The organism is Paracoccus salipaludis (genome assembly GCF_002287065.1).
Classification (GTDB): domain Bacteria; phylum Pseudomonadota; class Alphaproteobacteria; order Rhodobacterales; family Rhodobacteraceae; genus Paracoccus; species Paracoccus salipaludis.
In genome coordinates this window covers 1-26,186 of record NZ_NSJZ01000014.1, presented here as the reverse complement: position 1 = coordinate 26,186, position 26,186 = coordinate 1, and the positions used below count along the sequence as shown (strand labels likewise).

Here is a 26,186-nt window from a genome sequence, read left to right as displayed (position 1 = left end):
GACAGGTAGGGCGCCCGTTCCGGGGTGCAAGGGTGCCCGGCGTCACAGCTGAGGCAGGATCGGCGCGGCGGCGACAAGCCGCCGCGTGACGGGATGGAGGGGGTGCGACAGGATGCGCCCGGTCGGGCCTTCCTCGACGATGCGGCCCGCGTCCATGACCAGCACGCGGTCGGTGATGGCGCGCACCACCGACAGGTCGTGGCTGATGAAAAGCCAGGCGAGCCCGTGCTGACGGCGCAGCCGCGCCAGCAGGTCCAAGATGCGCGCCCGCACCTGCACGTCCAGCGCGCTGACCGCCTCGTCCAGAAGGATCAGGCGCGGGCGGATGATCAGCGCGCGGGCGATGGCGATGCGCTGGCGCTGGCCGCCCGAGAACTCGTGGATGTGGCGCGACATGGCCTCCGCGCCGATCTCGACCTCGGCCAGGGCCTCGGCCACGCGGTCGCGCCAGTCGGCGGGGCGGCCGGTCAGGTGGAAGGGCTCGGCCACCAGGCGGTCCACCCGCCAGCGCGGGTCGAAGCTGGCGAAGGGGTCCTGGAAGACCGCCTGCACCTGCGCGCGCTGGGCCTTCGGCATCCGGGGGCCGACCCCGGCGCCGTCCAGGCGGATCGCGCCGCCCTGCAAGGCGTCCAGCCCCAGGATCGCGCGGGCGAGCGTCGATTTCCCGCAGCCGGATTCGCCCACCAGCCCGACCGATTCCCCGATGCCCACGTCCAGGCTGACCCCGTCCACCGCCCGCAGGACCGGACGGCGGGCAAAGAGCGCCGGGCGGGGCAGGCGGTATTCGCGCACCGCCCCTTCGACCCGCAGCAGGGGTCCGCCGCCCGCCGTCCCGCCCGAAGGCGCCGGAACATGGCGGGCGGCGGCGAACAAGGCGCGGGTATAGGGATGGGCCTGGGTGCGGAAGACCTGCGCCGTGGCCCCCGCCTCGACGATGCGGCCTTGCTGCATGACGGCCACGTGGTCTGCCACGCCCGAGACCACCGCGAGGTCATGGGTGATGAGCCACAGCGCCATGCCCTCGTCCCGCACGAGCCCGCGCAGCAGGTCCAGGATCTGGGCCTGGGTGGTCACGTCCAGCGCGGTCGTGGGCTCGTCCGCGATCAGCAGGTCGGGGGCATCCGCGATGGCCATGGCGATGGCCACGCGCTGGCGCTGGCCGCCCGACAGCTGGTGCGGGTAAAGCCCCAGCGGGAAGCGCGCGGCAGGCAGGCCGACGCGGTCCAGACGTTCGCGCGCGCGGACCAGCGCCTGCGCCCGGCCAAGGCCGCGGTGGCGGCGCAGGCCCTCGGCCACTTGGTCGCCGATGGTCATCAGCGGATTCAGCGCGGTCATGGGCTCCTGGAAGATCATGCCCATGCGGCGGCCCCGCAGGGCGTCCATGGCGCGCTCGGGAAGGTCCAGCAGGTTCTGCCCGTCCAGGTCCACCCGGCCGCTGGCGCGCGCGCCCTCGGGCAGAAGGCCGATGGCCGCCAGCGCCGTCATCGACTTGCCCGAGCCGCTTTCGCCCACAAGCGCGGTGACCTTGCCCGGCTCAAGCGGCAGGGACACGCCGCACACCACCTGCCGACTGGCGATGGTGATGGACAGATCCTTCAGCGCGATCATGTCAGCCGCGCCTTGAGCCGGGGGTCCAGCGCGTCGCGCAGGCCGTCGCCCAGCAGGTTCAGCCCAAGCACCGTCAGCACGATCGCCAGCCCCGGCACGACCGCCACATGGGGCGCCAGCGTCACCATTGTCTGCGCGTCGGCCAGCATCCGGCCCCAGCTTGGCGTGGGGGGCTGCGCGCCCAGGCCCACGTAGGACAGCCCGGCCTCGGCCAGGATGCCCAGGGCGAACTGGATCGTGCCCTGCACGATCAGAAGGCTGGCCACGTTGGGCAGGATATGTTCGGCGCTGATGCGGGCCGGGCCCTTGCCCGAAATCTCGGCCGCGCGGATGTAGTCCAGCGTCCACAGCGGCAGCGCGCCCGCCCGGGTCACGCGGGCGAAGACCGGGATGTTGAAGATCCCGATGGCCAGCATCGCGTTGGCGGCCGAGGGTCCCAGCGCCGCCGTGATCAGGATCGCCGTCACCAGCGCGGGAAAGGCGAAGACCAGGTCGCCCGCACGCATGATCGCCTCGTCGAGCCACCCCCCGCGCGAGGCGGCCGCCGCCAGCCCCAGCGGAACGCCCACGGCCGCGCCGATCCCGACCGCCAGCAGCGCCACCGACAGCGAGGTCCGCGCCCCGATCATCACCATCGACAGCAGGTCGCGGCCCAGGTGGTCGGTGCCCAGGGGATGGGCGCCGCCGGGGGGCAGCAGGCGGTTCGCCACATCCACCCCCGTCACGTCGAAGGGCGTCCAGACCAGCGACACCAGCGCCATCGCCAGCGCGATCGCTCCCAGCGCCGCGCCCGCGACCAGTCCCATGCGATGACGCCCCGGGATCATCGGCCCCTCAGCCTCGGGTCCACGGCGGCATAGGCCAGGTCCACCAGAAAGGTGACAAGGATCACGGCTGCGACCAGCACCAGCACCGCCGACTGGACGACCACGAGGTCGCGCTGGCTGATCGCCTGGAAGATCAGCCGGCCGAGGCCCGGCAGGTAGAAGACATTCTCGATGATGATCGCGCCCGCCAGCAGGAACGAGAACTGCATTCCCAGGATCGTCAGCACCGGGATCAGCGCGTTCCGCAAGGCATGGCGGCGCAGGACCTGCGCCCGGCTCAGGCCCTTGGCGCGGGCGCTGCGGATATAATCCTGGCCCAGCGTCTCGATCAGCGCGGATCGCAGCACGCGGGCGAGGATCGCGGCCTGCGGCAGCGCCAGCGCCACGGCGGGCAGGACCAGGGCGCGCAGGGCCGCCAAGGGGTCGGACCAGCCGGGAAAGCCCCCGGCCGGAAGCCAGCGCAGCTTCACGGCGAAGACCAGCACCAGAAGCATGGCGAACCAGAAGTTCGGCAGCGCGATGCCCACCTGCGCGGCGCCCATCGCCAGCGCATCCGCCGGGCGGCCACGGCGCGAGGCGGCCAGCATCCCCACCGGCAGCGCCACCGCGACCGCCAGCCCCAGCGCCATCAGGGCCAGCGGCAGCGAAACCTGCACCCGGTCGAGGATCATGCCCGCCACCGGCGCCTTGTAGGCAAGGCTCGTGCCCAGATCGCCCGTCAGGACGCCGCCCAGCCAGCGCGCGTAGCGGGTGGGCCAGGGCAGGTCCAGACCCAGCTGCTGGCGCAGGGCGGCCAACGTGTCGGGCCGCGCGCCGGTGCCCAGCACGAACACCGCCGGATCGCCCGGAACGAGGTCCACCACCGCGAAGATCACCGCCGAGGCGACAACCAGCGCCAGCGCCAGCAGGGCGAGCCGCCGCGCCAGCATCCTCATCCGGGAACGCCCCGGGGCGACAGCGCCAGCGCCATGAACAGCGCGCCGGGCAGGGGATTGTCGTTGTAGCGGGCGGTTTCCACGAAGCCGAGGTCGCGATAGAGCGCCAGCGCCGCGGTGAAGTCGCGCTGGCTGTCCAGGCGGACGAGCCCGCAGCCCGCCACCCGCGCCGCGCCGATCAACGCCTCGGCCATGCGCCGGCCCAGCCCCAGGCCCCGCGCTCCGGGGCGGAGATACATCCGCTTCAGCTCGGCGCTGCCGTCGGGCAGGGGGCGCAGGGCGCCGATGCCGACAGGCCGGCCCTCCAGCTCGGCCAGAAGGAAGGCCCCCCGGGGCGGGACGTAGCTGCCGGGCAGGGCGGCGAGTTCGCCGTCCACGTCCTGATGGGTCAGGTCCAGGCCCAGCCCCTCGATGTATTCCACGAACAGCGCCCGCACGGCGCCGAGGTCGTCGGGGAAGCGGGCAGGGCGGATCGTCGCGCTCATGACCCCGGCACCTCGATCTTGCCGATCAGGGGCAGGTCGTCCTGTGGGCTGACGCTGTGCCGCTCGATCATGCGGTGGACCTCGGGATTGCCGTCGCCGCGATGCAGGGCGCGCAGGGCCAGGATCACCTCGTCATCCGCGCGGGTGCCGCGCAGGTTGTGGCGCACATATTCGTCCCAGGTGGCGATGTGGTAGCTTTCCGACCAGTGCCGGGGGTTTTCCAGATCGCGCAGCAGCGCCCAGTTGCGCGCCCCGTTGCGGCGGCGGCTGGCGCGGCGGCGGGCCATCAGGCGCAGGAACTCGGGCGTGTCCCCGATGTCGATGACATAATCCACCATCACCATGATCGGCCCCGACCGGCCGCGCAGGTCCAGCGCCAGTTCGGGCGCGCGGAACCGGCCCACGGGGTCGAGATCGAGCTTGCCGAACTCGGGCTGGCTGAACCAGTGGCCGATCACGGCGCCGAGGATCAGCAGGCCCGCCGCGCAGACCAGCGCCGCGTCCAGCCCCTGCAGGTCGGCCACCATTCCCCAGAGCCAGCTTCCCGCCGCCATCCCCCCGAAGGTCGCGGTCTGGTAAAGCGCCAGCGCGCGCGCCACGACCCAGCGCGGCGTGGACAGCTGCACGGTCACGTTGAACAGCGAAAGCGCCAGCACCCACGAGGCCCCGGCGGGCAGCAACGCCAGCCCCTGTACGAAGACGTTGTCGCTGGTCGAAAGGACCAGGCACGAGGCCGCGAAGCCCATGAAGGCGACCCGCACGACGTTCTCGTTGTTCATCCGCTCGCGGATGCGGCCGTTGGCGGCGGCACCGAGGATCGCGCCCAGGCCGTAGCAGCCCAGCAGCAGGCCCAGCGTCAGCGAGCCGCTTTCGGGGTGCTCGGTCGCGATCAGGGGCAGCAGGGCCAGCACGGCGACCGCCGAAAGGCCGAACAGCGCGCCGCGCGCCAGCACGCGCATCAGGTTCGGCGACAGCGCGACATAGCGCAGGCCCGCGGCGACGGCGGGGGCCAGCGGCTCGGGCGGGACGTCGCGCTTGCGGGCGGGCGGCTTCCAGCGGGTCAGCGCGAAGATCAGCGGGACGTAGCTGAAGGCGTTGACGGCAAAGGCCGCGGCCGCGCCATAGCCCGCAACGATCAGCCCGCCCGCCGCCGGGCCGACCGAGCGCATCAGGTTGAAGCCGACCGAGTTCAGCGTGACCGCCGCCGGCAGGTCCTCGCGCGGGACCAGGTCGCCCATGCTGGCCTGCCAGGGCGGGTTGTACAGCGCCTGTCCCATCCCGATCAGGAAGGTCAGCGCCAGCAGGCTGTAGGGATCGAGCCAGCCGTAGCCCGCCACCACCGCCAGAAACAGCGACACGCTGGCCATGACGCCCAAGGCGATCAGCAAAAGCCGCTTGCGTTCGAAGATGTCGGCCAGCGCGCCCGACAGCAGGGCGAACAGCATGATCGGCAGCGTGTTCGAGGCCTGCACCAGCGCCACCAGCGTCGCGCTGTCGGTCAGCTGCGTCATCATCCAGGCCGCACCCACGGCCTGCACCAGCCCGCCGAAGTTCGACACCAGCGTCGCCGCCCAAAGGGTGCGGAACGCCTTGTGGCGGAACGGGGCAAGGGCGGACGGGCGCGACATCCGCGCCAGACTAGCGGTCCCGGCGGGAAGGGCAATCCGGCGAGGGCAATCGGGCGTCGGCACGGGTTGGCCGGGCAGGGCCAGGCTGCTCGACTTGACCCGGGGCACCACGCGGCCATGCTGCGGCTGCTCGCCGCCCGAGGTCCGCATGTCCGCCCCTTTCCCCTCCGACAGCCTTGCCCTGCGCTGCCTGGCGTTGCGGGCGATCATGGACGGCCGCGGGGTCGAGGCGGCGGTCCTGTCCTCGCCCCGCAGCCTTGCCCATTATGGCGGAGATGCGCCGGGGACGGGGACGGGGGCGCTGCTGGTCGTCACCGCACGCGAGGCGCTGTGGGTAGCCGCCCATGTCGGGGACTGGACGAAGACCTGGGCAGAAGCGGCGCGGCTTCTGCCGGAGGGCTGTGCCCTGGGGCACGAGGGCGGGGCGGCAGACGGGCTGGCGGCGCTGGCGCAGGCGCTGAAACCGCGGCGGATCCTGTGCATCGGGGCCGAGGTGGCGCGCCAGATCGAGGAATGGAAATCACAGGCCCCCACCGGGCAGACGGCGGGGGCCTGAAGCGGCGGCCCAAGGGGGAGGACCGGGCCGCCGGGCAGCAGGGGGCTCAGCCGCGGCGGCGGCCGGTGAACAGCGACACGATCAGCAGCAGGATCACCGCGCCGATGGTCGAGAACACGATCGAGCCGATGAAGCTGGTGCCCTGGACCGTGGCGCCGGGGACCGCGGGCGCCGCGCCCAGGTTCCAGCCCAGCGCGGGGAACAGCCAGCCGGCCAGAAGGGCGCCGAGAACGCCCACCACGATGTTCATGACGACGCCCTGACCGCCGCCCTTGACGATCAGGCCGGCGAGCCAGCCCGCAATGGCACCGATGATGATGGAGATGATGAAGCTCATTGTTCTTCCTTTTGTCGGTTGAGGGCAGGCCACACCGGGCCGCCGGATGTGGGCGGAACGTTGATTTCCAAGGGCGGTTCCGGCTTGCCGGGAACATGATCGAAGGCTTTGGGGGGCTGCGCCAAATCGGCAACAGATCACGTCGTGTTCAAAAAGTCGCGGGCGCGGCAAATTTGTCACGATGTTGTGGCGATGCCGGTGCAATTCTTGACGACGGCCGCGCTTCGTCGGCCTATGGGCCGATCGGACCGGCCCGCAGCCTGCCCTGCGATTCGCGCCGGCCATTCTGCCAACCTCTGCGCAGCGTCCGGTCTGACGCGCGCGCTGCCATGCGTGAAGGATAACCACCAGATGCGTCTCGCCTCTGCTGCCCTTTTGGCCTGCGCCCTGGGCCTTGCCGCCTGCGGCCCCACCACGCCGCCCGTCCAGGCGCCGCCGGCCAACAACTTCGTGCCCGATATCTACCAGGCCCGGGTCGACCAGGGCCCGAGCGGCGAGGCGCTGCCGATCCCGGCGATCAAGCCCGCCTACCTGCGCGAGCGCAACGTGCGCACCCGCGTTCCCTATAACGGCCCCGACGCGCCCGGCACCGTGGTCGTCGATCCGTATGCGCGCTTCCTCTACCTGGTCGAGAACGGCGGCATGGCGACCCGGGTCGGCATCGCCGTCGGCCGCGCGGGCGTGGGATACGCGGGCACCGCGACGATCAAGCGCAAGGCGCGCTGGCCGTCCTGGACGCCCACGGCGAACATGGTGGCGACCGAGCCCGAGCTTTACGGCCAGTTCCGCAACGGCGTGTCGGGCGGCCTCAGCAACCCGCTGGGCTCGCGGGCGCTTTATCTCTACGAGGGCGGCCGCGACACCTATTACCGCATCCACGGCACGATGGACCCTTCGTCGATCGGCAAGGCGACTTCGGCGGGCTGCATCCGGCTGTTCAACCAGGACATCATGGACCTGTTCGACCGCATCCCGACCGGCACGACCGTGAAGGTCCGGACCGAGGCGGAATCGCGCCTGCTGGAAGGCCCGCTGATCCAGACCCCGGACGGCTACCTGGAACCGGCTGCCGCGCCCGTGCAGACCGCGGCCGCGGCGGGTGCCCCCGTCCAGACCGTCGCGCTGGTCGAAAGCGCGGTCCCGTCCTACTGATCGCCTGACCTGCCCTCAAAGACGCCCGGCCCCTCGCGCCGGGCGTTTTTGCATTGCGCCGCTGTGATTCTTGCGCAAACGTCTGGCCAAAACAGGCATTTGCGGGCGATCCGCCCCTCATGAAGGACGGCAAGGACGAGCATGGCGAAAGTTGCGAAGCCCGATGAAGCCGGTGGTGGCGCCACCGACGATGCCGAAACGCTGGTCGCCAGGTCGCGGCAGCCCGCTCTGGGCCGGCAGGCCGACCGGGCGCTGGGCACGCTGGCCCGGAAGATCAGGGCCTTGCGCGACGAAACGCGCGGCAAGGGCGGCGACGAGCAGCAGGTCAAGGACCTGGGCGCGGCGCTCCGCCGGGTGCGGGCCGAGATCGTGCGGCGCGGCGAGGCCGCGGCCGAGGATGATGCCGGCGAGCAGGATCAGGTCCCGGCGCCTGCCGCAGCGGCGGCGGGTGCCCGTGCCCCGCGTTCCCCCGGGATCCGCGCGGGCCGTCCCGGCGCCCGCAAGATGCCCAAACCGCAATCGTCCGAGCCGGCGCCGGAGCCGGCGGCCGAGCCCGTGCGCGCGCCGAAGATGAGCCGGGCCGAGGCGGGCGCCCTCGCGCCCGAGGCCTCGCCGGCCGCGCGGCGGGAAGGCGGCGCGGCCCCGCTGCCCGGGCGCAAGGCCGAAGCGGGCGCCGCGCGCGAGGACAAGGCCGAGAAGAAGGCCCGCAAGGACGCCGAGAAAGCCGAGCGCAAGCGCGTCAAGGAGGCCGAGAAGGCCGAGGACAAGGCCGCGCGCAAAGCCCGGAAGGACGCCGAGAAGGCCGGCAAGAAGGCGGGCAAGCGGCCCGGGGACAGCTCGGCCGCCTGATTCCGGCGCGCTTTTGGCCCGCGGCGGGCATAGTCGTCGGACGGGGCAGGGGCGGGCGGCGGTCCGCCCAGGGCACAGGGTTCGAAATGTCGGGAAACCCCGCGCCAAGGTTCACTTTGGCGCGGGGTTTTGCTATCGCGGACCCGATACATGACGAGGGATTCCCCGTGCGCCGTTTCCAGATCGTCGTCCTTGCGGCACTGGCCGCGACTCCGGGCCTTGCACAGGACGCAGGCGCCCCTCCGGCTTCGACTCCGGCTCCCGCTGTCGTGGCGGCGGCCGAGGCCCAGGCCCCGCTGAACGCGATCGAGACCCCGCCGCAGGTTCCGGATGCCCCGGCTGCTTCGGACCCGGCCGCCGATCCGCCGGACGCTGCGGCCGCGCCGCCCGCCGCTGCGGCGCCGTCCGGCGAGCCTGCCCGGGAACCCGCCGCGGCGAAGCCCGAGACGGCGGACTCGGCCAAGGCCGCCAAACCCGCCGACAGCAAGGAGCGGCGCTGCACGGCGGACGGGCGCAGCTGCATCACCGTGGCCTCCTACGTGGCCGATGTCTGTTCCACCATCGAGCGCGCGGCAGGCGAGAACCGGCTCGACCCCAACTTCCTTGCCCGGCTTCTGTGGAAGGAAAGCCTGTTCGAGCCCGAGGCGGTGTCCCCCGCCGGCGCCCTCGGCATCGCGCAGTTCATGCCGGACACGGCGCGCCTCCGGAAGCTCGACGATCCCTTCAACCCGGCCAAGGCGATCCATGCCTCGGCCGACTACCTGCGCTATCTGATCGACGGCTTCGGCAACATGGGTCTGGCCGCAGTCGCCTATAACGGGGGCGAGCGCCGGGCCGAGACCTTCTTCAAGGGCGGCAACGTCCTGCCCTTCGAGACGCAGGACTATGTCGAATCGATTACCGGCCACAACGCCTGGAAATGGCGTGACGAGCCCCCCGCGCAGATCGACCTGCGGCTGGACAGGGACAAGCCCTTCGGCGAGGCCTGCGTGCAGCTGGCCGCGAACCGCAAGCTCAAGGAATTCAGCTCGCCCCAGCGCAGCTATGCCTGGGGCGTGATCCTGGCCTCGCATCCCAAGCAGTCGGGGGCGCAACAGCAGGTCAACCGGCTGAACCGCCAGCTGCGGCCGATCCTCGGCGGCAAGAAGATCACCTTTGTCCGCAAGACCATGACCGGCAGCGGCAAGCGGGTCTATACCGCGCAGGTCGGCTATGCGTCGCGGGGCGAGGCGAACGCCTTCTGCAGCCAGTTCCGCGCCGTGGGCGGACGCTGCATCGTGCTGAAGAACTGACGATCCCGGAAGGATGCGGGGCCACGGGGCCCCGCAAACCCGTCACTCGGCCCAGCGCACTTTCGTCAGGTCGTTCGCGGGCGTGGGGGCGTTTTCCCATAGCCCCTCGATCCGGGCGTCGGCGACACCGATCTTGGCCAGCTGGAACAGGAAGGCCGCCGGGTTGTCGTCGGCCAGCATCTCCTGCGCCTGCTTCAGCAGCGCGCTGCGCTCGCCCGCGTCGGTCGAGGCGGTGAAGCGCGTGATCAGGTCGCGGAACGCGGGGTTGTCATAGCCGATGTAATAGCCGTCGCGGGCGTAGATATCGATGTCCAGCGGCTCGACATGGCTGATGATGGTCAGGTCGAAGTCGGCGCCGCGGAAGACGGTTTCCAGCCACTGCGCCCATTCCATGTTGGTGATCTGCGTCTCGATCCCGACCGCGCGCAGTTGCGCCGCCACGATCTCGCCGCCGCGCCGGGCATAGGGCGGGGGCGGCAGGGCCAGGCGCAGGCTGAGGTTCGACACGCCCGCCTCGGCCAGCAGGGCCTTGGCCTTCTCGGGATCATGGGGCGAGCGGTCCAGAAGGTCCGTGTAATCGGGATGGTGCGGCGCGAAATGGCTGCCGATGGGGGTGCCATGGCCGAACATCGCCCCGTCGATGATCGCCTGACGGTCCACCGCCAGGGCGATGGCCTTGCGCACGCGGGGATCGTTCAGCGGCGCATGGCGGTTGTTCATGGACAGGATCGTCTCGCCCTCGGTCGTGCCCAGGATCACCTTGAAGCGGGGATCGGCCTCGATCTGGGGCAGGGTCTCGGGCGCGGGATAGATCGGGAAGGCGTCCACGTCGCCAGCCATCATCGCCGCGAAGGCCGCCGTGGGGTCCGAAATGAAGCGGAAGGTGGCCGAGCGCAGCGCGGGCTTTTCGCCCCAGTAGCCGTCGAAGGCTTCCAGCGTGATGTGGTCGCCCTGGGTCCATTGCCCCAGGCGGAAGGGGCCGGTGCCCACGGGCGCGGTCGCGGCCTGCGCGGCCGAGGCCGGGTCCAGGATCACCGCGTCGCCCCAGGCCATCTTCCAGGGAAAGCTGCCGTCAGGGCTGTCCAGCGTCACCCGCACCAGCTCGGGCGTCACCGCCTCGACACCGGTGATTCCGGCAAACAACTGCTTCTGCGCGTTGGTGGAATCGGGCGCGCGGGCCCGGTCCAGCGAGAAGACCACATCCGACGCGTCGAAACCCGCGCCGTCGTGGAAGCTTACGCCCGGGCGCAGCTTGAATTCATAGACAGCGCCGTTCTCCTTGGCTTCCCAGCTTTGGGCGAGCCCGGGGACGATGGTGCCGTCAGGGGCAAAGCGGGTCAGCCCCTCGAACAGGTTGGCATAGACCACCTCGTCGATGGCGGCCGCGGCATTGGCGGTGGGGTCCAGCCCCGGCGGCTCGAGCACCATGCCCAGCCGGATCGTGTCCGGCGCGGCAAGCGCGGGAGCGGCGATCAGCGCCAGGGCGGCGGCGGTCGGAAGGCGGTGCGGCATAAAGGTTCCCCGTGGCCAAATGTCGCGCGGACACTACGGGCGAGACGGCCGCGCGATCAAGCGCGCTGTCGTTTCCGGGCAGGGATCGCCTGCTGCAGCGGCCCCGCCAGCAGCAGCCAGACCGAACTGACGACCAGACCCCACAGGGCCCAGCTTTGCGGATGGAAATCGACTCCGATGGCCCAAAGGGCAAAGACAACCCAAGCCCCCATCATCGGCAGCGACAGCGCCCGCCAGCGTTCCGTGCGGACGGGATGGATGAACTTGACCGGCAGGAACATCGCCACCGTCAGGGCGATCACCAGCGCCAGGATCACCCAGTAGGACGGTTTCAGCGCAAAGAGCACCAGCACCAGCATGTTCCAGCAGGCCGGAAAGCCCGCGAAGCTGTTGTCCTTTGTCTTCATCCGCGTGTCGGCCATGTAGAGGATCGAGCCGAAGACGATGGCGATGGTGCAGACCCAGCCCGTCCAGCCCGGCAGCAGCCCCGACTTGAACAGGGCAAAGGCCGGGATGAAGATCCAGGTGATGTAGTCCACCATCAGGTCCATCGCCACGCCGTCATAGGTCGGCCAGTTGTCCTTGACCCGGTAGCGGCGGGCCAGCGGCCCGTCGATCCCGTCCACCACCATCGCCACGATCAGCCAGACGAACATGGTGGACCAGTCCCCGTCCACGGCGGCCAGCAGCGCCAGCACCGCCCAGATGGCGCCCGTGGCAGTGAAGAGATGGACCCCGAGGGCCTTGAGACGCAGCATCATGGGGCTTTCTCGCACCGCCGCGCGGGCCATGCAACCGGATCAGGCGGGCGGGATCGGCAGGGCCGAGGTCGCCTTCATCTCCTCCATCGACAGCAGCGCGGTGACGTTCTGGATGCGGATCTCGGAGATCAGCGACTGGTAGAAGCGGTCATAGGCGCGCGCGTTCCGCACCATGACCTTCAGGATATAGTCGATGTCGCCCGCAAGCCGGTGCGCCTCGATCACCTCGGGGCGGGCGCGGACGGCCGCCAGGAAGCGGGCGGCCCAGTCGGCGTCGTGTTCGGTCGTGCGGATCAGCACAAAGAAGCAGGCCTCCAGCCCCAGCGCCTCGGCATCCAGCAGCGCGACCTGCGCGCGGATCACGCCCTGCTCGCGCATGCGCCGGATCCGGTTCCAGACGGGCGTGCGCGAGGCCCCAACGCGGCTGGCGATCTCCTCCAGCGGCAGGCTCGCGTCGCCCTGCAGCAGGGACAGTATCTTGCGGTCCAGTTCGTCCAGCCGGACCGGCGTCTGCCTTTCCTCAGCCATCTGGATAATTCTTCCTGTATCGGGGGCTTGGGGCCATGAATACGTCCTTATTTCCTTGGCTCTCTGGTCATTGGCAACATGTTTTTCCTATTTTGGAAAGGAATTCTCCAGCAGGCCGCCGTTCATGTCCAAGACCTTTGCCCCTTCCGCCCGCACGCCCGCCGTGCTGACCGCCAACAACCTGCTGGACGGCCTGTCCGTCTGGATGTCGGCGCGCGGCTGGACGACGGACCCCCGCGCCGCCACGCTTTACGAGGACGCGGCCACCGCCGAAACGGCGCTGCTGGCCGCGCAGGCCCAGCCCGACGTGGTGGTCGCTCCCTATCTGGTCGAATCCGGCCGCGACGAGAATGGCCTGCCGATCCCCGTCCATTTCCGCGAGGCCTTCCGCCAGGCAGGCCCCTCGGTCGAGACCAACGCCACTTCCACCCCCGAGGCTGCCCATGCTTGACGCCACCAACGACGACGGCCGCGCCTATCTGCAGCACCGCGCGGCCCAGTTCCGCGCCCAGGTCGCGCGGCGGCTGGACGGCAGCCTGACCGAGGACGAGTTCCGCCCCCTGCGCCTGATGAACGGCGTCTACCTGCAGCTGCACGCCTACATGCTGCGGGTCGCGATCCCCTACGGCACGATCAGCCCGAACCAGATCCGGGGCCTGGCCGACATCGCCGACCGCTGGGACCGCGGCTACGGCCATTTCACCACGCGCCAGAACATCCAGTTCAACTGGGCCAAGCTGGTGGACATCCCCGACATGCTGGACGCGCTGGCCGACGTGGGACTGCACGCCATCCAGACCTCGGGCAACACCGTCCGCAACGTGACGACCGACGCCTTCGCGGGCGCGGCCGCCGACGAGATCGAGGACCCGCGCCCCTGGGCCGAGCTTCTGCGCTTCTGGTCCACCGACCATGCCGAGTTCCAGTTCCTTCCGCGCAAGTTCAAGATCGCCATCTCGGGCGGCAAGCGCGACCGCGCGGTGATCGCCGCCCATGACATCGGCCTGCGCCTGCGCCGCCAGGACGGGAAGCTGGGCTTCCAGGTCTGGATCGGCGGCGGCCTGGGCCGCACGCCCATGATCGGCAAGGTCGTGCGCGAGTTCCTGCCCGCCGAGGACCTGCTGCCCTACGTCGAGGGGATCCTTGCCGCCTACAACCTCAGCGGCCGGCGCGACAACAAGTACAAGGCGCGGCTGAAGATCACCGTGGCCGAGCGCGGGCTGGACGTGATGCGCGAGGAGATCGAGGAAGAGTTCCGGCGCCGCCGCGCCGTCTTCCGCGGCCACGACGAGGAACTGCTGGCCAGCCTGCGCGACCGCTTCGCCGCGCCCGTCTTCCGCGAGGTGGACGAGACCGGCTTCCAGGCCGCGCTTGCCGCGAACGGCGCCTTCCGGTCCTGGGCCGACACCAACCTGTCGGAACACCGCGTGCCGGGCTATGCCAGCGTGACCGTGACGCTGAAGGCGCCGGGCGCGGTGCCGGGCGACTGCACGTCGTCGCAGATGCGCCTGGTGGCGGAACTGGCCGAGCGGCACGCCCATGGCGACATCCGCATCGCGCATGACCAGAACATCGTCCTGCCGCACGTGCCCAAGTCGGAACTGCCCGCGCTTTACGCCGCCCTGCGCGAGGCCGGGCTGGCGACGGCCAACGCGGGGCACATCACCGACATCATCTCCTGCCCCGGCATGGACTTCTGCACGCTGGCGACGGCGCGCTCGGTCCCGATCGCGCAGGAGCTGGCGGATTACGTCCGCGCCCGCGACCTCGACGACGAGATCGGCAAGTTCGACGTCCGCATCTCGGGCTGCATCAACGCCTGCGGCCATCACCACCTGGGCCATGTCGGCATCCTCGGGCTGGACCGGGCGGGCGTCGAGAACTACCAGATCACGCTGGGCGGCGACGGCTACGAGATGCCGGCCATCGGCGAGCGCGCCGGCGCGGGCTTCCCCTATGACCAGGTGGTGCCCGCCATCGGCCGCCTGATCGACGCCTATCTGGAACTGCGCGAATCGCCCGAGGAACGCTTCATCGACGCCCTGCGGCGGCTGGGGCCCGCGCCCTTCAAGGCGGCGCTTTACCCGGCCGAGGCCAGCCATGCTTGACGCGAACCTCGACAGCCGCGCCGCCACGCTGAACGCGCGCTACCGCAACCACGCGGCGGTGCAGGTGCTGCGCCATGCGCTGTCCGATCCCGACCTGGGGCGGGTGGCGCTGGTGTCGTCCTTCGGGGCGGAATCGGTCGTGCTGCTGCACATGCTGTCGGTGGCCTCGCCCGACACGCCGGTGCTGTTCATCGACACCGAGATGCTGTTTCCCGAAACGCTGGACTACCAGCGCGAGATCGCGGCGCGGCTGCCCCTGACGGACGTCCGCGTGATCCGCGCTGCAGCCGAGGAGATCGCGGCGGTGGACCCCGACAACACGCTGCACCAGCGCGACACGGACGCCTGCTGCAACGTCCGCAAGGTCGTGCCGCTGGAACGGGCGCTGTCGGGCTTCGACGCCTGGATCACGGGCCGCAAGCGTTTCCAGGGCGGCGAGCGGAAGGAGCTGGACTTCTTCGAGCCCGAGCCGCCGCTGCGGCTGCGGGTGAACCCGCTCGCGCATTGGCGCCCGCAGGACATCATCGACTACATGGACGAAAACGCGCTGCCCCGGCATCCGCTGGTGGCGCGGGGCTATCCGTCGATCGGCTGCGCGCCCTGCACCTCGCCGGTCAGGCCGGGCGAGGACCCCCGCTCGGGCCGCTGGCGCGGTTCGGCCAAGACGGAATGCGGCATCCACTTCATCGGCGGCAAGATCGTGCGCGGCCCGATCGCGCCCGAGCCCACCCCCGAACCCCGGCCCGAGCCGGAGGTTGCGCGGGTTGCCCCCGCTGCCCATCTGCACGTAGTGACGCCGGTCATGGAACGCCCCGCCGCAAGCAAGGACAACGACATGACGACCGCCGACCTGACCCAGGGCTCCCCCGCTGCCGTGACCGAGGCGGACGCGCCGGTGCTGGTCCGTGACGACGGCTTCCACCCCGTCGCGGGCACGCCCGACGTCAGCCTGCCGTCCGACACCGATCCCGACAGGCTGGCGGATCACCTGAACGCCGCGATGATCGCGGTCGAGTTCCCGGCGATGACCGACGGGCGCGGCTTCACGCTGGCGCGGCTGCTGCGCGAACTGGGCTACACCGGCCGCATCCGGGCGACCGGGGCGCTGATCGCCGACCAGTATGCCATGGCCCGCCGCGTCGGCATCGACGAGGTGCAGATCCCGGCCGCCCTTGCCCGCCGGCAACCGGCCGAGCAGTGGCTCGCCCGCGCCGACTGGCGCGAGTGGGACCACAGGTCGCGGCTGGCCGGCTAGTCCCCGGCCGCTTCATCCCCTAGATTATCGCGGACACCCGACATGACCCTGGATATTCCCTTGGCAGACGATCCCCACGTCACCCAGCCCAAATCGACCGCCGGCCTTCTGCCGGACGCGCAGACGGTCACCGCCGTCCGCCACTGGACGGACGGGCTGTTCTCCTTCCGCGTGACGCGGCCCGCCTCGCTGCGCTTCCGCTCGGGCGAGTTCGTGATGATCGGCCTTCTGGGCGACAACGGAAAGCCGATCCTGCGCGCCTATTCCATCGCCTCGCCCAACTGGGACGAGGAGCTCGAGTTCTACTCGATCAAGGTGCCGGACGGGCCGCTGACCTCGCGCCTTCAGCACATCAAGCCGGGCGACCAGATCATCCTGCGCCCCAAGCCCGTGGGCACGCTGGTCCTTGACGCCCTGCTGCCCGGCAAGCGGCTGTGGTTCCTGGCCACCGGCACCGGCATCGCGCCCTTCGCCAGCCTCATGCGCGACCCCGAAACCTTCGAGCGCTACGAGCAGGTGATCATGATGCACACCTGCCGCACCAGGGCCGAACTGGACTATGGCCGCGAGCTGGTCGAGAACCTGCGCCACGACCCCCTGCTGAGCGAGATCCACGGCGACGACTTCACCGACCGCCTGATCTACTACCCCACGACCACGCGCGAGGAGTCGCCCTTCATGGGCCGGATCACCGACAACCTGGCCAGCGGCAAAGTCTTCGCCGATCTCGGCCTTCCGGCGATGAACCCCGCCGAGGACCGCGCCATGGTCTGCGGCAGCCTGGCCTTCAACGTGGACGTCAAGGCGGTGCTGGAAAGCTTCGGCCTGCACGAGGGCGCCAACAGCGAGCCGCGCGAGTTCGTCGTGGAAAAGGCCTTCGTGGGCGAGGGCGTCTGACCGGCCCGTGAGCCCCTGGGCGGAACTCCGGCTTTCGCGGCCCTGTTCGGTGACAGGACCCACGCAAAGCCGGAGACGACCATGAAGCTTGCAGTTCTTGCCGCCTTCCTGGGGATGGCCACGCCCGCCGCGCTTCTGGCGCAGACGGCCACCCCGCCGACCGACTCCACCGTGACCGGCACCATGCCCTCCGGCGAGGCGACCGACGGGGCCGCGTCGCAGAACCCGGTGGTGATGCCCCATTCCGAGGCCGCGCCCGCGCCTGCGACGGCCCCTGCCGCCGCCTTGGCCACCCCTGCCGCCACGCCGCAGGATTTCGTCAACCAGGCCGCCAGCAGCGGCATGTTCGAGGTTCAGTCGAGCGAGCTTGCGCTGGAGCGCGCCGGCAGCGACGAGGTCAAGGACTTCGCCCGGATGATGATCCGCGACCATGGCGAGCTGAACGAGCAGCTCAAGGCCGTGGCCGCCGCCAGGGGCCTGACCGTTCCGGCCGAGATCGCCGGCCCCCCGGCGCAGCACATGGAGGCCGTGATGGGGGCCGAGGGCGACAGATTCGATCAGGCCTACCTCGACCATCAGGCGCAGGCCCATGCCGAGGCCATCGCGCTGTTCGAACCCTGGGCCGAGCAGACGGACGACACCGACATGGCCGCCCTGGCGCAGAAGGCCGTCCAGCACATCCGCACCCACCAGGAGACGCTGGAAAAGATCCGCGCCGACTGAGCGGCCCGGATCATCCAGGGCGCCGGAGCCAGCCGCCCGGCGCCCTTTCGCGTCCTTGTGCCACGTCGGGGCGGGGACTGCCCCGCGTTGACACGGCCCTCGGGGACACCCATGTTGCCGCCCCGAATCTGCCAAAGGTCGTGTCATGCCCGTCGTCGTCGTCGAATCTCCGGCCAAGGCCAAGACAATCAACAAGTATCTGGGCGACGACTACACCGTTCTCGCGTCCTTCGGCCATGTCCGCGACCTGCCGCCCAAGGACGGATCGGTCGATACGGACGCCGATTTCGCGATGAAATGGGAAGTCGCCGCGGAATCGAAGAAGCACGTCAAGGCGATCAAGGACGCGCTGGCCTCGGACCCGAACCTGATCCTGGCGACCGACCCCGACCGCGAGGGCGAGGCGATCTCGTGGCACCTGCGCGAGGCGCTGGCCTCGTCGCTGAAGAAGGCGCAGGTCAGCCGCGTCACCTTCAACGCGATCACCAGGAACGCCGTGACCGAGGCCATGGCGAACCCCCGCGACATCGACCAGCCGCTGGTCGACGCCTACCTGGCCCGCCGGGCGCTGGATTACCTCGTGGGCTTCAACCTTTCGCCGGTCCTGTGGCGCAAGCTGCCGGGCGCCAAGTCCGCGGGCCGCGTCCAGTCGGTCGCCCTGCGGATCATCGTGGACCGCGAGATGGAGATCGAGGCCTTCCGCGCCCGCGAATACTGGACCGTCCATGCGACGCTGGCCACGCCCAAGGGCGACGAGTACCGTGCCCAGCTTGTGACCTACGCGGGCAGGAAGCTGGAACGCTACGACCTCGCCAACGAGGAAGCGGCCAGGCTGGCGGTGAAGGCGGTGGAAAGCCGCGACCTCAAGGTGACCTCCGTCACCTCCAAGCCCGCCAGCCGCAATCCCTGGCCCCCCTTCATGACCTCGACCCTGCAGCAGGAAGCCAGCCGCAAGCTGGGCCTGGGCGCGCGGGCCTGCATGTCGGCGGCGCAAAGGCTTTATGAGGCCGGCTACATCACCTACATGCGGACGGACGGCATCGACATGGCGCCCGAGGCGGTCATGGCCGCCCGCGACGCCATCAAGGCGCGCTTCGGCGAGGCCTATGTCCCGAAAAGCCCCCGCGTCTACAAGAACAAGGCCAAGAACGCGCAGGAAGCGCACGAGTGCATCCGGCCGACCGACATGATGCTTTCGCCCGACAAGCTGAACGTCGAACCCGAGCAGAGGAAGCTCTACGACCTGATCTGGAAGCGCACGCTCGCCTCTCAGATGGAAGCCGCGCGGATGGAGCGGACGACCGTCGAGATCGGCTCGGCCGATGGACAGGTCGGCCTGCGCGCGACGGGCCAGGTGATGCTGTTCGACGGCTTCCTCAAGGTCTACGACCAGGGCACCGACGATGACGAGGGCGAGGACTCGGCCCGCCTGCCGCAGATCGCCCAAGGCGAGCCCGCCGCCAAGCGCGCCGTGGTGCCCGAACAGCACTTCACCCAGCCGCCGCCCCGCTATACCGAGGCCACGCTGGTCAAGCGGATGGAGGAGCTGGGCATAGGCCGGCCGTCCACCTATGCCAGCATCGTCACGACCATCCAGGACCGGGAATATGTCCGCAAGGACAAGAACCGCCTGATCCCCGAGGACAAGGGCCGGCTGGTGACGGCCTTCCTGGTGAAATACTTTCCCCGCTACGTCAGCTACGACTTCACCGCCGAGATGGAAGGAGAGCTTGACGACATCTCGTCGGGCGAGCGGGAATACCGCGAGGTCCTGCGCCGCTTCTGGCGCGACTTCACCGCCGCGCTGGAGGGGACAAGCGAGCTGCGCATCACCGAGGTGCTGGAGGCGATCGACGAGGCGCTGGCCCCCCATCTGTATCCGGCGCGCGCCGACGGGGGCGATCCGCGCGAATGTCCGCTGTGTGGCAAGGGTCGGCTGAACCTCAAGACCGCGCGCTCGGGCGGGGCCTTCATCGGCTGCAACAACTATCCCGAATGCCGCTACACCCGCCCAATCTCGGGGGCGGAAGGCGAGGCGGTGGGCGACACCGTGCTGGGCCTGGACCCCGAAGGCATCGAGATCAGCCTCAAGACCGGCCGCTTCGGGCCCTATGTCCAGCGCGGCGAGGCGACGGCGGAACAGCCCAAGCCCCCGCGCGCGTCCATCCCCAAGGGCTGGGATGCCGCGTCGATGGACCTGGAAAAGGCCCTGATGCTGCTGAACCTGCCGCGCGAGATCGGGCCGCATCCCGAGGACGGCGTGATGATCGAGGCGGGGATCGGCCGCTACGGTCCCTACGTCAAGCACGGGTCGCGCTATGCCAACCTGCCCGAGGTGGACGAGGTCTTCACCATCGGCATGAACCGCGCCGTCGAGGTGCTGGCCGCCAAGCCTCAGCGGGGCCGGGCGGCCCCTGCGGCGGCGCTGGCCGAACTGGGCGAGCACCCCGAGGGCGGCGCGGTCCAGGTCCTGAGCGGCCGTTACGGTCCTTACGTGAAATGGGGCAAGGTCAACGCCACCCTGCCGCGCGACGTGACGCCCGAGTCGCTGACCATGGAGCAGGCGCTGGAACTGATCTCGGCCAAGGCCTCGAAGGGTGGCAAGAAACCCGCGGCGAAGAAGGCCGCCAAGGAGCCTGCCAAGGCCGCGGCCAAGAAGCCCGCCGCCAGGAAGACGGCGAAGGCGGCCGAAAAGGCGCCCGCCCGGACCGCGACCCGGAAGGCGGCGGCCGGAAAGGCGACCGAGGGCTGAGGCGGGATCGAGGCATGGCATCCGGTGCTTTCCGATCGGCACCGGATGCGCCATCGTCACGCTTGGAATGGGTATTTGGGTCAGGAAGAAACGGCTTCATCCTGATCCAGGTGCCTCGGCCGTCCTGAAAATCGCGCCACCCTGCACTTTTCAGCACCCGGGAAGGAGCCATGCAGATGCGAGGACTTGTCCCTTCCGTTGTGCTGGCGGCAGCGCTTGCCGCCGCTCCGGTCCTTGCCGATGACGCCGACGACCTCCGGCGCGTCCGTTACGCCTGCGAGGGTGACAGGGCGATGGAGGTCGTCTTCCTCAACACCGCGGGCGGCAACGGCTATGCCTTTGTCCTGGCGGATGGCGAGATGATCCCCATGCGGGTCGCCGTCTCGGCCTCGGGCGCGCGCTACCTGTCGCTTGAGCCCGAACCCACCCGTCAGTTCTGGGAGGCCAAGGGCCGGGCCGATCTTGTGGCGCTGGAAGGCGGAACGGAAATGCCCCTGCGTCAGGGCTGCGCGCCCCTGGACTAGGGGCCCCTCGTTGACACCTGCGCCCCCCCCGTGCAGAACCCCCGAAAGGGTTGCACGGGGGGACCATGCGCAAGGTTTACGAGAGCGCGGATGCCGCGCTGGAAGGTTTGCTGCGGGACGGCATGTCCATCGCGGCCGGGGGCTTCGGCCTTTGCGGCATTCCGGAACTGCTGATCGCCGCGATCCACAAGTCGGGCGTCAAGGACCTGACCATCGCCTCGAACAACTGCGGCGTGGACGGCTTCGGCCTTGGCATCCTGCTGGACAGCAAGCAGATCCGGAAGATGCAGTCGTCCTATGTGGGCGAGAACGCCGAGTTCATGCGCCAGTATCTCAGCGGCGAGCTTGAGCTGGAGTTCAACCCGCAGGGCACGCTGGCCGAGCGGATGCGCGCCGGCGGCGCGGGCATTCCCGGCTTCTACACCAAGACCGGCGTCGGCACGGTCATTGCCGACGGGAAAGAGGTCAAGACCTTCGACGGCGAGGACTATATCCTCGAACGCGGGATCGTGACCGACCTGTCCATCGTCAAGGCCTGGAAGGCCGACGAGACCGGCAACCTCGTCTTCCGCAAGACCGCGCGCAACTTCAACGTGCCGGTCGCCACCTGCGGCCGCGTCTGCGTGGTCGAGGTCGAGGAGATCGTTCCCGCCGGTTCGATCGACCCCGATCACATCCACCTGCCGGGCATCTATGTCCACCGCATCATCCAGGGCGAGCACGAGAAGCGCATCGAGCAGCGCACCGTGCGCAAGCGCGCCGATCAGAACAACGCGCCCGCCGCGCAAGGGGAGGAAGCCTGATGGCCTGGGACCGCAACCAGATGGCGGCACGGGCCGCGCAGGAGCTTGAGGACGGCATGTATGTCAACCTCGGCATCGGCATCCCGACCCTCGTGTCGAACTACATCCCCGAGGGCGTCCATGTCACGCTGCAGTCGGAAAACGGGATGCTGGGCATGGGGCCCTTCCCCTACGAGGGCGAGGAAGACCCCGACCTCATCAACGCCGGCAAGCAGACGATCACCGAGCTGCCCCATTCCGCCTATTTCGACAGCGCGCAGTCCTTCGCCATGATCCGCGGCGGCAAGATCGCCATGGCGATCCTGGGCGCGATGGAAGTCGCGGAAAACGGCGACCTCGCGAACTGGATGATTCCGGGCAAGCTGGTCAAGGGCATGGGCGGGGCGATGGACCTGGTGGCCGGCGTCAAGCGCGTGGTGGTGGTCATGGACCACACCAACAAGGCCGGCGAATCCAAGGTGCTGCACCAGTGCACCCTGCCCTTGACCGGCAAGGGCGTCGTGGACCGCATCATCACCAACCTGGGCGTCCTGGACGTGGTGCCGGGCGGGCTGAAGATCGTCGAGGTCGCCGATGGCGTGACCGAGGACGAGCTGCGCGCCGCGACCGAGGCGACGATTGTCGACTGACGCAATCGTCCGGCGCGAGATGCGCTGGACCGATGCCGAGGGTCGGGGGCTCGAGCATTGCCTTCTGACCCTCGGCCCCGAAGGCCTGACCCTGGAAGGGGTCGTGGCCGGCACGCGCGAGGGCGAGTACGGTGCCCATTACGAGGTGCGCACCGATGCCTCGGGCCGCACGCGCGCGGTTCGCCTGCGCTATGTGGGCGGGCCGGAACTGCGGTTGACCGTGGACGCGGACGCCCGCTGGCGGGACGCAATCCGGGACGTCCGGCTGCCCGACCTCGACGGGTGCCTGGACGTGGATCTCGGGATCACCCCCGCCACCAACACGCTGGCGATCCGGCGGCTGGGTCTGTCGGTGGGCGAGGCGCGTGCCATCCGTGCGGCCTATGTCCCGCTGCCGTCCCAGATCGACGGCGTCTTCGTTCCCTCCCCGGCGGATCAGCGCTACACCCGGCTCGGGGATCGCCTGTGGCGGTATGAGGGGCTGTTCCGCAGCTTCGTGGCCGAACTGCCGGTCGATGACCTTGGCCTGGTGCTGGACTATCCGGTGCTGTTCCGTCGGCTGGATGCGGCAAGGGGCGCCTCGGACGACGCGCAGCCTGCGCCTGCGGGCGCGCCTGTGCGGGGCGAGGCGTGGCCATGAGCGCCACAGCGGCGCGGGCCGGCGAAAGCCTGACCCCTGACGCCATCGCCGCCCTGTTCACTGCCCCGGACGGCGGCTTTCTCTGCGCCCGCTGGGGGCGGCCGGTCGCGCCGGTGGTCTTCGGGCTGGACGACGCCTCGCTGGGCGTTTTCCGGGCGGCGACAGCGGCGGTCCTGGCCCATGCCCGCCATCCCATGACCGAAACCGATCCTGAAATGGGCGCAAACCTCATGGTCTTCGCCGTCCGCGATTGGGACGAGCTGGCGGACCTGCCCGACCTCGACCGCCTGACCGGCAGGGAGGGCCTGCCCGAACGGCTGGCGGCGCAGGGGGCCGAACAGTACCGCCTGTTCCGCTTCGATCCCGACGGCAGCATCCGCGCGGCTTTCGCCTTCCTCCGGCTGGGTGGTGCGCTGAGCCAGTCCCACCCCGCGCAACTGGCCGAGTCCGTCGCGGTCAACGCGCTTCTGACCTGGGCGCATCCGGTGACGCCCTCGCAGCCGCTCGCCGCGCTGATCCGCGCGGCCTATGATCCGCTGCTGCCCGCCTGCGCCCGCGACCCCAGCCACGCGCTGCGCCTCGCCGCGCGGCTCCAGGCGCCCTCTTCTTCGTGAAAATATCCCGGGGGAGCCGTCCGCAGGACGGCGGGGGCAGAGCCCCCATCTTCCTGCCCGAGGTTTTCTTCCGCCGCCGGACGTGCTTGACCCTTGCCCCGAACCGGCAAGGGCCCTGCGCATGACACACCGTTTCCCGATCCGCGTCTATTACGAGGACACCGACCTCGGGCAGATCGTCTATTACGCCAACTACCTCAAGTTCATCGAGCGCGGCCGGAGCGAATGGCTGAGGGCGGCGGGCGTGGACCAGCAGCGCCTGCTGGAGGACTCGCATCTGGCCTTTGTCGTCCGCCGGGTCGAGGCGGATTACCTCAGCCCCGCCCGCTTCGACGACCAGCTCGAGGTCGTGACCACGCTGGAGCAGGCTTCGGGGCCGCGCGTGACCGTCTCGCAGGCCGTCGAGCGCGACGGAAAGGTGCTGTTTCAGGCCCGCGTCACCGTGATCTGCGTGGACCTGCGGACCATGCGCCCGCACCGCCTGCCCCCGGCGGTCCAAGCCGCGCTGGCCGGCTGACAGCTGCCGCCGCACGGAACTGTGTTGACCTTTTGAATGGCCTTCCTCGATAGGATGATGGCAAACGCGCGGAACTGCGCAAGAACAGGCAAGTCTCGATGGAAAATCTCGCAATCGGTGCGCCGGCCGATTTCTCGCTGATCGCGCTGTTCCTGCGCGCGGGCCTCACCGTGAAGATCGTGATGGTGCTGCTGGTCCTGGCCTCGGTCTGGTCCTGGGCGCTGATCATCCAGAAGCTGATGGTCCATGCGACCGCCCGCCGCGACGCCGCCGGGTTCGAGCGGCGCTTCTGGTCGGGCGAGCCGCTGGACGACGTCTTCGACCGCATGAACGGGCGCTCGGGCGGCCCGGCCGAGCGGATCTTTTCCGCCGGCATGACCGAATGGCGCCGGTCGCAGCGCGATGACGGCGGGCTGATCGCGGGCGTGCTGCAACGGGTCGAGCGCGCCATGAACGTGGCCATCGGGCGCGAAGGCGACCGACTGACGCGCGGCCTGCCCTTTCTGGCGACGGTCGGATCGACCGCGCCTTTCATCGGGCTTTTCGGGACGGTCTGGGGCATCAAGACCGCCTTCGAGGGCATCGCGCTGAGCCAGGACACCAGCCTTGCCGTGGTGGCCCCAGGCATCGCCGAGGCGCTGGTCGCGACCGCGCTGGGCCTGCTGGCCGCGATTCCGGCGGTGATCTTCTACAACAAGCTTTCCTCGGACGCCGACCGCATCAGCGCCGGGCACGAGGCCTTTGCCGACGAATTCGCCACCATCCTGTCGCGCCAGGTCGAGGACGCGTGATGGCGGGCGGGGTCGCGCGGCGCAACACCAGCCGCCGCGGTCGGCGGCGGCATGCGCCCATCGCGGAAATCAACGTCACGCCCTTTGTGGACGTGATGCTGGTGCTGCTGATCATCTTCATGGTGGCCGCGCCCCTGCTCACCGTGGGCGTCCCCCTGCAACTGCCGCAGACGGCGGCCGAGGCGGTGACGGCCGAGCCCGAGGAGCCGCTGACCATCTCGCTGCCCGCGGAAGGACCGCTGGTCCTGATGACGACCGAGGTGCCGGCGGGCGAGCTTGTCCCCCGCCTGCGGGCGGTGGCCGCCGAGCGGCAGTCGAGCCGCATCTACCTGCGCGCCGACGGGGCCGTGGCCTATGCGCGCGTGATGGAGGTCATGGGCGCGCTGAACGCGGCCGGGTTCCGCGACATCGTGCTGGTCACCGACTCGGGCGGCCCGCGGATGGATGGCTGATCCGTTCCCCCCCAGCGAGGCGCGCGAGCGCCGGATCGGCGCCTGGATCTCGGGCGCGGCCCATGCAGCCCTGATCGGCTGGGTGGCGGTCGGCGGTGCGCTGTTCCGCCCGCCGCAGGCCCCCGCGCTGCGGATGTCGCCCGTGGAAACCATGTCGGCGGCCCAGTTCGAATCGATGGCCGCCGCCGCGCGCGGCTCAGGGCCCATCGGGGCCGAGGCCGCCGTCACGCCGGCCCAGCCGCGCCCGCCCTCGGCCGAGGTGATCGCGGGCGGCCCCGTGGCGATGGCTCCGCCCGCGCCGGACGCCGACCCGCAGGCGCTGCCCGCGCCCGAGTTCGCCGGCGAGGCCGCGCCGAACCTGTCCGACCTTCAGGTGCCCCAGACGCCCGTGGCCGTCGCCACCGTCGCACCCATGCCGCAGCAGCCCCCGCAGGCGCAGGACGAGGCGCTTCCTTCGAACGCGGCAGGGGTAGACCTGCCCCCCGACCTGCCGAGGGTCGCGGCGGCCCCGCCCTTGTCTTCGCCCAGCGCGGAAGCCGCCGCGCCTGCCGCGCTGCCACCCCCGCCGGTGCTGATGACCTCCGAGGCACCCTTCGAGGTCGCCGCCGCCCGCCAGCGCCGCGCCGAGCGGATCGCCGCCGCCGAGGCCGCGCGCGCCGAAGCCGAAGCCGAAGCCGAGGCACGGGCACAGGCCCAGGCGGCCGAAGCGGCGCGGCAGGAGGCAGCACGGCAGGAGGCAGCACGGCAGGCCGAGGCCGAGCGCCAGGCGCAGCGGCTCACCGGTCGTGATGCCCCCGGTCTCGTCGCGGCCCTGGCCGAACTCACCCGCAGGGCCGAGCTGCAGCGCGCGCCGGCGCTTTATCAAGTGCCGAGCCGGCTGCCGAACGCCTTCGCCCTGGGCAGCCCCGAGGACAGCGCCATCTGCGTCACCGACGGGCTGCTCGGCCTGCTCGACGGCCGAGAACTCGCCGGGGTTCTGGCGCATGAGATCGGGCATATCGCCAGCCGCGA

The 26,186-nt window shown here is 70.4% G+C and carries 28 protein-coding genes and 1 pseudogene; 20 read left to right on the top strand and 9 right to left on the bottom strand.

What is annotated here, in order from left to right:
* Window positions 1-42: 42 nt before the first annotated feature.
* Genes CK240_RS13600 through CK240_RS13580 form a run of 5 tightly spaced genes read right to left on the bottom strand, consistent with a single transcriptional unit; the run spans window position 43 to window position 5,483 of the window.
* Window positions 43-1,608 (bottom strand): ABC transporter ATP-binding protein, encoded by a 1,566-nt coding sequence (locus tag CK240_RS13600; RefSeq protein WP_095640884.1) that lies wholly within the window; start codon window positions 1,606-1,608, stop codon window positions 43-45.
* Window positions 1,605-2,435 carry an ABC transporter permease gene (locus CK240_RS13595; RefSeq protein ID WP_420818629.1) on the bottom strand — a complete coding sequence of 277 codons (831 nt, stop codon included), beginning with the start codon at window positions 2,433-2,435 and terminating at the stop codon, window positions 1,605-1,607. Before CK240_RS13595 ends, CK240_RS13600 begins: the two co-directional genes overlap by 4 nt.
* Window positions 2,432-3,370 carry an ABC transporter permease gene (locus tag CK240_RS13590; protein WP_095640882.1) on the bottom strand — a complete coding sequence of 313 codons (939 nt, stop codon included), beginning with the start codon at window positions 3,368-3,370 and terminating at the stop codon, window positions 2,432-2,434. Before CK240_RS13590 ends, CK240_RS13595 begins: the two co-directional genes overlap by 4 nt.
* Window positions 3,367-3,855 carry a GNAT family N-acetyltransferase gene (locus tag CK240_RS13585; protein WP_095640881.1) on the bottom strand — a complete coding sequence of 163 codons (489 nt, stop codon included), beginning with the start codon at window positions 3,853-3,855 and terminating at the stop codon, window positions 3,367-3,369. The genes CK240_RS13590 and CK240_RS13585 overlap by 4 nt, the downstream gene beginning before the upstream one ends.
* Window positions 3,852-5,483, bottom strand: coding sequence for an MFS transporter (locus CK240_RS13580; protein WP_095640936.1), 1,632 nt, complete (start codon window positions 5,481-5,483; stop codon window positions 3,852-3,854). The genes CK240_RS13585 and CK240_RS13580 overlap by 4 nt, the downstream gene beginning before the upstream one ends.
* A gap of 148 nt (window positions 5,484-5,631) precedes the next feature.
* Here CK240_RS13580 and CK240_RS13575 point away from each other — a divergent pair, with 148 nt between their 5' ends.
* Window positions 5,632-6,039, top strand: coding sequence for a hypothetical protein (locus CK240_RS13575; protein ID WP_095640880.1), 408 nt, complete (start codon window positions 5,632-5,634; stop codon window positions 6,037-6,039).
* A 46-nt stretch (window positions 6,040-6,085) separates the two neighbouring features.
* Here the strand turns inward: CK240_RS13575 and CK240_RS13570 are convergent, their stop codons facing one another.
* The gene (locus tag CK240_RS13570; protein WP_095640879.1) at window positions 6,086-6,376 is read right to left on the bottom strand and encodes a GlsB/YeaQ/YmgE family stress response membrane protein; all 291 of its coding nucleotides are present in this window, start codon (window positions 6,374-6,376) and stop codon (window positions 6,086-6,088) included.
* A 351-nt stretch (window positions 6,377-6,727) separates the two neighbouring features.
* Between CK240_RS13570 and CK240_RS13565 the strand changes: the two genes are divergently transcribed.
* The 3 genes from CK240_RS13565 to CK240_RS19005 all read left to right on the top strand — a co-directional run bounded on the left by CK240_RS13565 (window position 6,728) and on the right by CK240_RS19005 (window position 9,669).
* The gene (locus CK240_RS13565; RefSeq protein ID WP_095640878.1) at window positions 6,728-7,528 is read left to right on the top strand and encodes a L,D-transpeptidase; all 801 of its coding nucleotides are present in this window, start codon (window positions 6,728-6,730) and stop codon (window positions 7,526-7,528) included.
* A gap of 141 nt (window positions 7,529-7,669) precedes the next feature.
* Window positions 7,670-8,377 (top strand): hypothetical protein, encoded by a 708-nt coding sequence (locus tag CK240_RS13560; RefSeq protein ID WP_095640877.1) that lies wholly within the window; start codon window positions 7,670-7,672, stop codon window positions 8,375-8,377.
* A 167-nt stretch (window positions 8,378-8,544) separates the two neighbouring features.
* Complete coding sequence (locus CK240_RS19005) at window positions 8,545-9,669, top strand: lytic transglycosylase domain-containing protein (RefSeq protein WP_240517425.1); 1,125 nt, start codon at window positions 8,545-8,547, stop codon at window positions 9,667-9,669.
* Between the two features lie 42 nt (window positions 9,670-9,711).
* Here CK240_RS19005 and CK240_RS13550 read toward each other — a convergent pair whose 3' ends face one another.
* From CK240_RS13550 to CK240_RS13540, 3 genes are read right to left on the bottom strand one after another with little or no spacing between them, the layout of a single operon-like run.
* Complete coding sequence (locus CK240_RS13550) at window positions 9,712-11,181, bottom strand: ABC transporter substrate-binding protein (protein ID WP_095640875.1); 1,470 nt, start codon at window positions 11,179-11,181, stop codon at window positions 9,712-9,714.
* Window positions 11,182-11,237: 56 nt separating this feature from the next.
* Window positions 11,238-11,942: a CDP-alcohol phosphatidyltransferase family protein gene (locus CK240_RS13545; RefSeq protein WP_095640874.1), complete on the bottom strand. Its 705-nt coding sequence runs from the start codon at window positions 11,940-11,942 to the stop codon at window positions 11,238-11,240.
* Window positions 11,943-11,981: 39 nt separating this feature from the next.
* Entirely contained in the window at window positions 11,982-12,470 is a 489-nt protein-coding gene (locus tag CK240_RS13540) for an Lrp/AsnC family transcriptional regulator (RefSeq protein WP_095640873.1), read from the bottom strand.
* Between the two features lie 124 nt (window positions 12,471-12,594).
* Here CK240_RS13540 and CK240_RS13535 point away from each other — a divergent pair, with 124 nt between their 5' ends.
* The 16 genes and pseudogenes from CK240_RS13535 to CK240_RS19255 form a co-directional block, all read left to right on the top strand.
* Window positions 12,595-12,921 carry a DUF2849 domain-containing protein gene (locus tag CK240_RS13535; RefSeq protein ID WP_095640872.1) on the top strand — a complete coding sequence of 109 codons (327 nt, stop codon included), beginning with the start codon at window positions 12,595-12,597 and terminating at the stop codon, window positions 12,919-12,921.
* On the top strand, window positions 12,914-14,578 hold the full coding sequence (locus tag CK240_RS13530; protein WP_095640871.1) for a nitrite/sulfite reductase: 1,665 nt from the start codon (window positions 12,914-12,916) through the stop codon (window positions 14,576-14,578). The genes CK240_RS13535 and CK240_RS13530 overlap by 8 nt, the downstream gene beginning before the upstream one ends.
* A pseudogene (locus CK240_RS19265) lies at window positions 14,571-15,296 on the top strand (phosphoadenylyl-sulfate reductase); the annotation flags it as partial. The gene CK240_RS13530 and the pseudogene CK240_RS19265, both read left to right, overlap by 8 nt.
* An 84-nt stretch (window positions 15,297-15,380) precedes the next feature.
* Complete coding sequence (locus tag CK240_RS19460; protein ID WP_338048970.1) at window positions 15,381-15,833, top strand: DUF934 domain-containing protein; 453 nt, start codon at window positions 15,381-15,383, stop codon at window positions 15,831-15,833.
* A gap of 42 nt (window positions 15,834-15,875) precedes the next feature.
* Window positions 15,876-16,730 (top strand): ferredoxin--NADP reductase, encoded by an 855-nt coding sequence (locus CK240_RS13520; protein ID WP_095640869.1) that lies wholly within the window; start codon window positions 15,876-15,878, stop codon window positions 16,728-16,730.
* Window positions 16,731-16,811: 81 nt separating this feature from the next.
* Window positions 16,812-17,453, top strand: coding sequence for a DUF4142 domain-containing protein (locus CK240_RS13515; RefSeq protein ID WP_095640868.1), 642 nt, complete (start codon window positions 16,812-16,814; stop codon window positions 17,451-17,453).
* A 145-nt stretch (window positions 17,454-17,598) separates the two neighbouring features.
* A complete protein-coding gene (gene topA, locus CK240_RS13510; protein ID WP_095640867.1) occupies window positions 17,599-20,205 on the top strand; it encodes a type I DNA topoisomerase in 2,607 nt (868 codons plus the stop codon).
* 176 nt (window positions 20,206-20,381) lie between these two features.
* A complete protein-coding gene (locus CK240_RS13505; RefSeq protein ID WP_167650054.1) occupies window positions 20,382-20,729 on the top strand; it encodes an MliC family protein in 348 nt (115 codons plus the stop codon).
* Window positions 20,730-20,794: 65 nt separating this feature from the next.
* Complete coding sequence (locus tag CK240_RS13500; RefSeq protein WP_095640865.1) at window positions 20,795-21,532, top strand: CoA transferase subunit A; 738 nt, start codon at window positions 20,795-20,797, stop codon at window positions 21,530-21,532.
* On the top strand, window positions 21,532-22,161 hold the full coding sequence (locus tag CK240_RS13495) for a CoA transferase subunit B (RefSeq protein WP_095640864.1): 630 nt from the start codon (window positions 21,532-21,534) through the stop codon (window positions 22,159-22,161). Before CK240_RS13500 ends, CK240_RS13495 begins: the two co-directional genes overlap by 1 nt.
* A complete protein-coding gene (locus CK240_RS13490; protein ID WP_205957842.1) occupies window positions 22,151-22,801 on the top strand; it encodes a putative glycolipid-binding domain-containing protein in 651 nt (216 codons plus the stop codon). Before CK240_RS13495 ends, CK240_RS13490 begins: the two co-directional genes overlap by 11 nt.
* Complete coding sequence (locus CK240_RS13485; protein ID WP_095640862.1) at window positions 22,798-23,415, top strand: hypothetical protein; 618 nt, start codon at window positions 22,798-22,800, stop codon at window positions 23,413-23,415. Before CK240_RS13490 ends, CK240_RS13485 begins: the two co-directional genes overlap by 4 nt.
* A gap of 121 nt (window positions 23,416-23,536) precedes the next feature.
* Complete coding sequence (gene ybgC, locus CK240_RS13480; protein ID WP_095640861.1) at window positions 23,537-23,932, top strand: tol-pal system-associated acyl-CoA thioesterase; 396 nt, start codon at window positions 23,537-23,539, stop codon at window positions 23,930-23,932.
* A 98-nt stretch (window positions 23,933-24,030) separates the two neighbouring features.
* Window positions 24,031-24,723, top strand: coding sequence for a protein TolQ (tolQ, locus tag CK240_RS13475; protein WP_095640860.1), 693 nt, complete (start codon window positions 24,031-24,033; stop codon window positions 24,721-24,723).
* Complete coding sequence (locus CK240_RS13470; protein ID WP_095640859.1) at window positions 24,723-25,175, top strand: ExbD/TolR family protein; 453 nt, start codon at window positions 24,723-24,725, stop codon at window positions 25,173-25,175. Before tolQ ends, CK240_RS13470 begins: the two co-directional genes overlap by 1 nt.
* Window positions 25,168-26,186: M48 family metalloprotease (locus CK240_RS19255; RefSeq protein ID WP_240517424.1), on the top strand; the 1,019-nt coding region annotated here is incomplete at its 3' end. The genes CK240_RS13470 and CK240_RS19255, both read left to right, overlap by 8 nt.

What these genes read in the sequence shown, in the direction of transcription:
- CK240_RS13600 (WP_095640884.1), bottom strand. Translation starts at nt 1,608, where the DNA reads ATGATCGCGCTGAAGGATCTGTCCATCACCATCGCCAGTCGGCAGGTG.
- CK240_RS13595 (WP_420818629.1), bottom strand. Translation starts at nt 2,435, where the DNA reads ATGATCCCGGGGCGTCATCGCATGGGACTGGTCGCGGGCGCGGCGCTG.
- CK240_RS13590 (WP_095640882.1), bottom strand. Translation starts at nt 3,370, where the DNA reads ATGAGGATGCTGGCGCGGCGGCTCGCCCTGCTGGCGCTGGCGCTGGTT.
- CK240_RS13585 (WP_095640881.1), bottom strand. Translation starts at nt 3,855, where the DNA reads ATGAGCGCGACGATCCGCCCTGCCCGCTTCCCCGACGACCTCGGCGCC.
- CK240_RS13580 (WP_095640936.1), bottom strand. Translation starts at nt 5,483, where the DNA reads ATGTCGCGCCCGTCCGCCCTTGCCCCGTTCCGCCACAAGGCGTTCCGC.
- CK240_RS13575 (WP_095640880.1), top strand. Translation starts at nt 5,632, where the DNA reads ATGTCCGCCCCTTTCCCCTCCGACAGCCTTGCCCTGCGCTGCCTGGCG.
- CK240_RS13570 (WP_095640879.1), bottom strand. Translation starts at nt 6,376, where the DNA reads ATGAGCTTCATCATCTCCATCATCATCGGTGCCATTGCGGGCTGGCTC.
- CK240_RS13565 (WP_095640878.1), top strand. Translation starts at nt 6,728, where the DNA reads ATGCGTCTCGCCTCTGCTGCCCTTTTGGCCTGCGCCCTGGGCCTTGCC.
- CK240_RS13560 (WP_095640877.1), top strand. Translation starts at nt 7,670, where the DNA reads ATGGCGAAAGTTGCGAAGCCCGATGAAGCCGGTGGTGGCGCCACCGAC.
- CK240_RS13550 (WP_095640875.1), bottom strand. Translation starts at nt 11,181, where the DNA reads ATGCCGCACCGCCTTCCGACCGCCGCCGCCCTGGCGCTGATCGCCGCT.
- CK240_RS13545 (WP_095640874.1), bottom strand. Translation starts at nt 11,942, where the DNA reads ATGATGCTGCGTCTCAAGGCCCTCGGGGTCCATCTCTTCACTGCCACG.
- CK240_RS13540 (WP_095640873.1), bottom strand. Translation starts at nt 12,470, where the DNA reads ATGGCTGAGGAAAGGCAGACGCCGGTCCGGCTGGACGAACTGGACCGC.
- CK240_RS13535 (WP_095640872.1), top strand. Translation starts at nt 12,595, where the DNA reads ATGTCCAAGACCTTTGCCCCTTCCGCCCGCACGCCCGCCGTGCTGACC.
- CK240_RS13530 (WP_095640871.1), top strand. Translation starts at nt 12,914, where the DNA reads ATGCTTGACGCCACCAACGACGACGGCCGCGCCTATCTGCAGCACCGC.
- CK240_RS19460 (WP_338048970.1), top strand. Translation starts at nt 15,381, where the DNA reads ATGGAACGCCCCGCCGCAAGCAAGGACAACGACATGACGACCGCCGAC.
- CK240_RS13520 (WP_095640869.1), top strand. Translation starts at nt 15,876, where the DNA reads ATGACCCTGGATATTCCCTTGGCAGACGATCCCCACGTCACCCAGCCC.
- CK240_RS13515 (WP_095640868.1), top strand. Translation starts at nt 16,812, where the DNA reads ATGAAGCTTGCAGTTCTTGCCGCCTTCCTGGGGATGGCCACGCCCGCC.
- topA (WP_095640867.1), top strand. Translation starts at nt 17,599, where the DNA reads ATGCCCGTCGTCGTCGTCGAATCTCCGGCCAAGGCCAAGACAATCAAC.
- CK240_RS13505 (WP_167650054.1), top strand. Translation starts at nt 20,382, where the DNA reads ATGCGAGGACTTGTCCCTTCCGTTGTGCTGGCGGCAGCGCTTGCCGCC.
- CK240_RS13500 (WP_095640865.1), top strand. Translation starts at nt 20,795, where the DNA reads ATGCGCAAGGTTTACGAGAGCGCGGATGCCGCGCTGGAAGGTTTGCTG.
- CK240_RS13495 (WP_095640864.1), top strand. Translation starts at nt 21,532, where the DNA reads ATGGCCTGGGACCGCAACCAGATGGCGGCACGGGCCGCGCAGGAGCTT.
- CK240_RS13485 (WP_095640862.1), top strand. Translation starts at nt 22,798, where the DNA reads ATGAGCGCCACAGCGGCGCGGGCCGGCGAAAGCCTGACCCCTGACGCC.
- ybgC (WP_095640861.1), top strand. Translation starts at nt 23,537, where the DNA reads ATGACACACCGTTTCCCGATCCGCGTCTATTACGAGGACACCGACCTC.
- tolQ (WP_095640860.1), top strand. Translation starts at nt 24,031, where the DNA reads ATGGAAAATCTCGCAATCGGTGCGCCGGCCGATTTCTCGCTGATCGCG.
- CK240_RS13470 (WP_095640859.1), top strand. Translation starts at nt 24,723, where the DNA reads ATGGCGGGCGGGGTCGCGCGGCGCAACACCAGCCGCCGCGGTCGGCGG.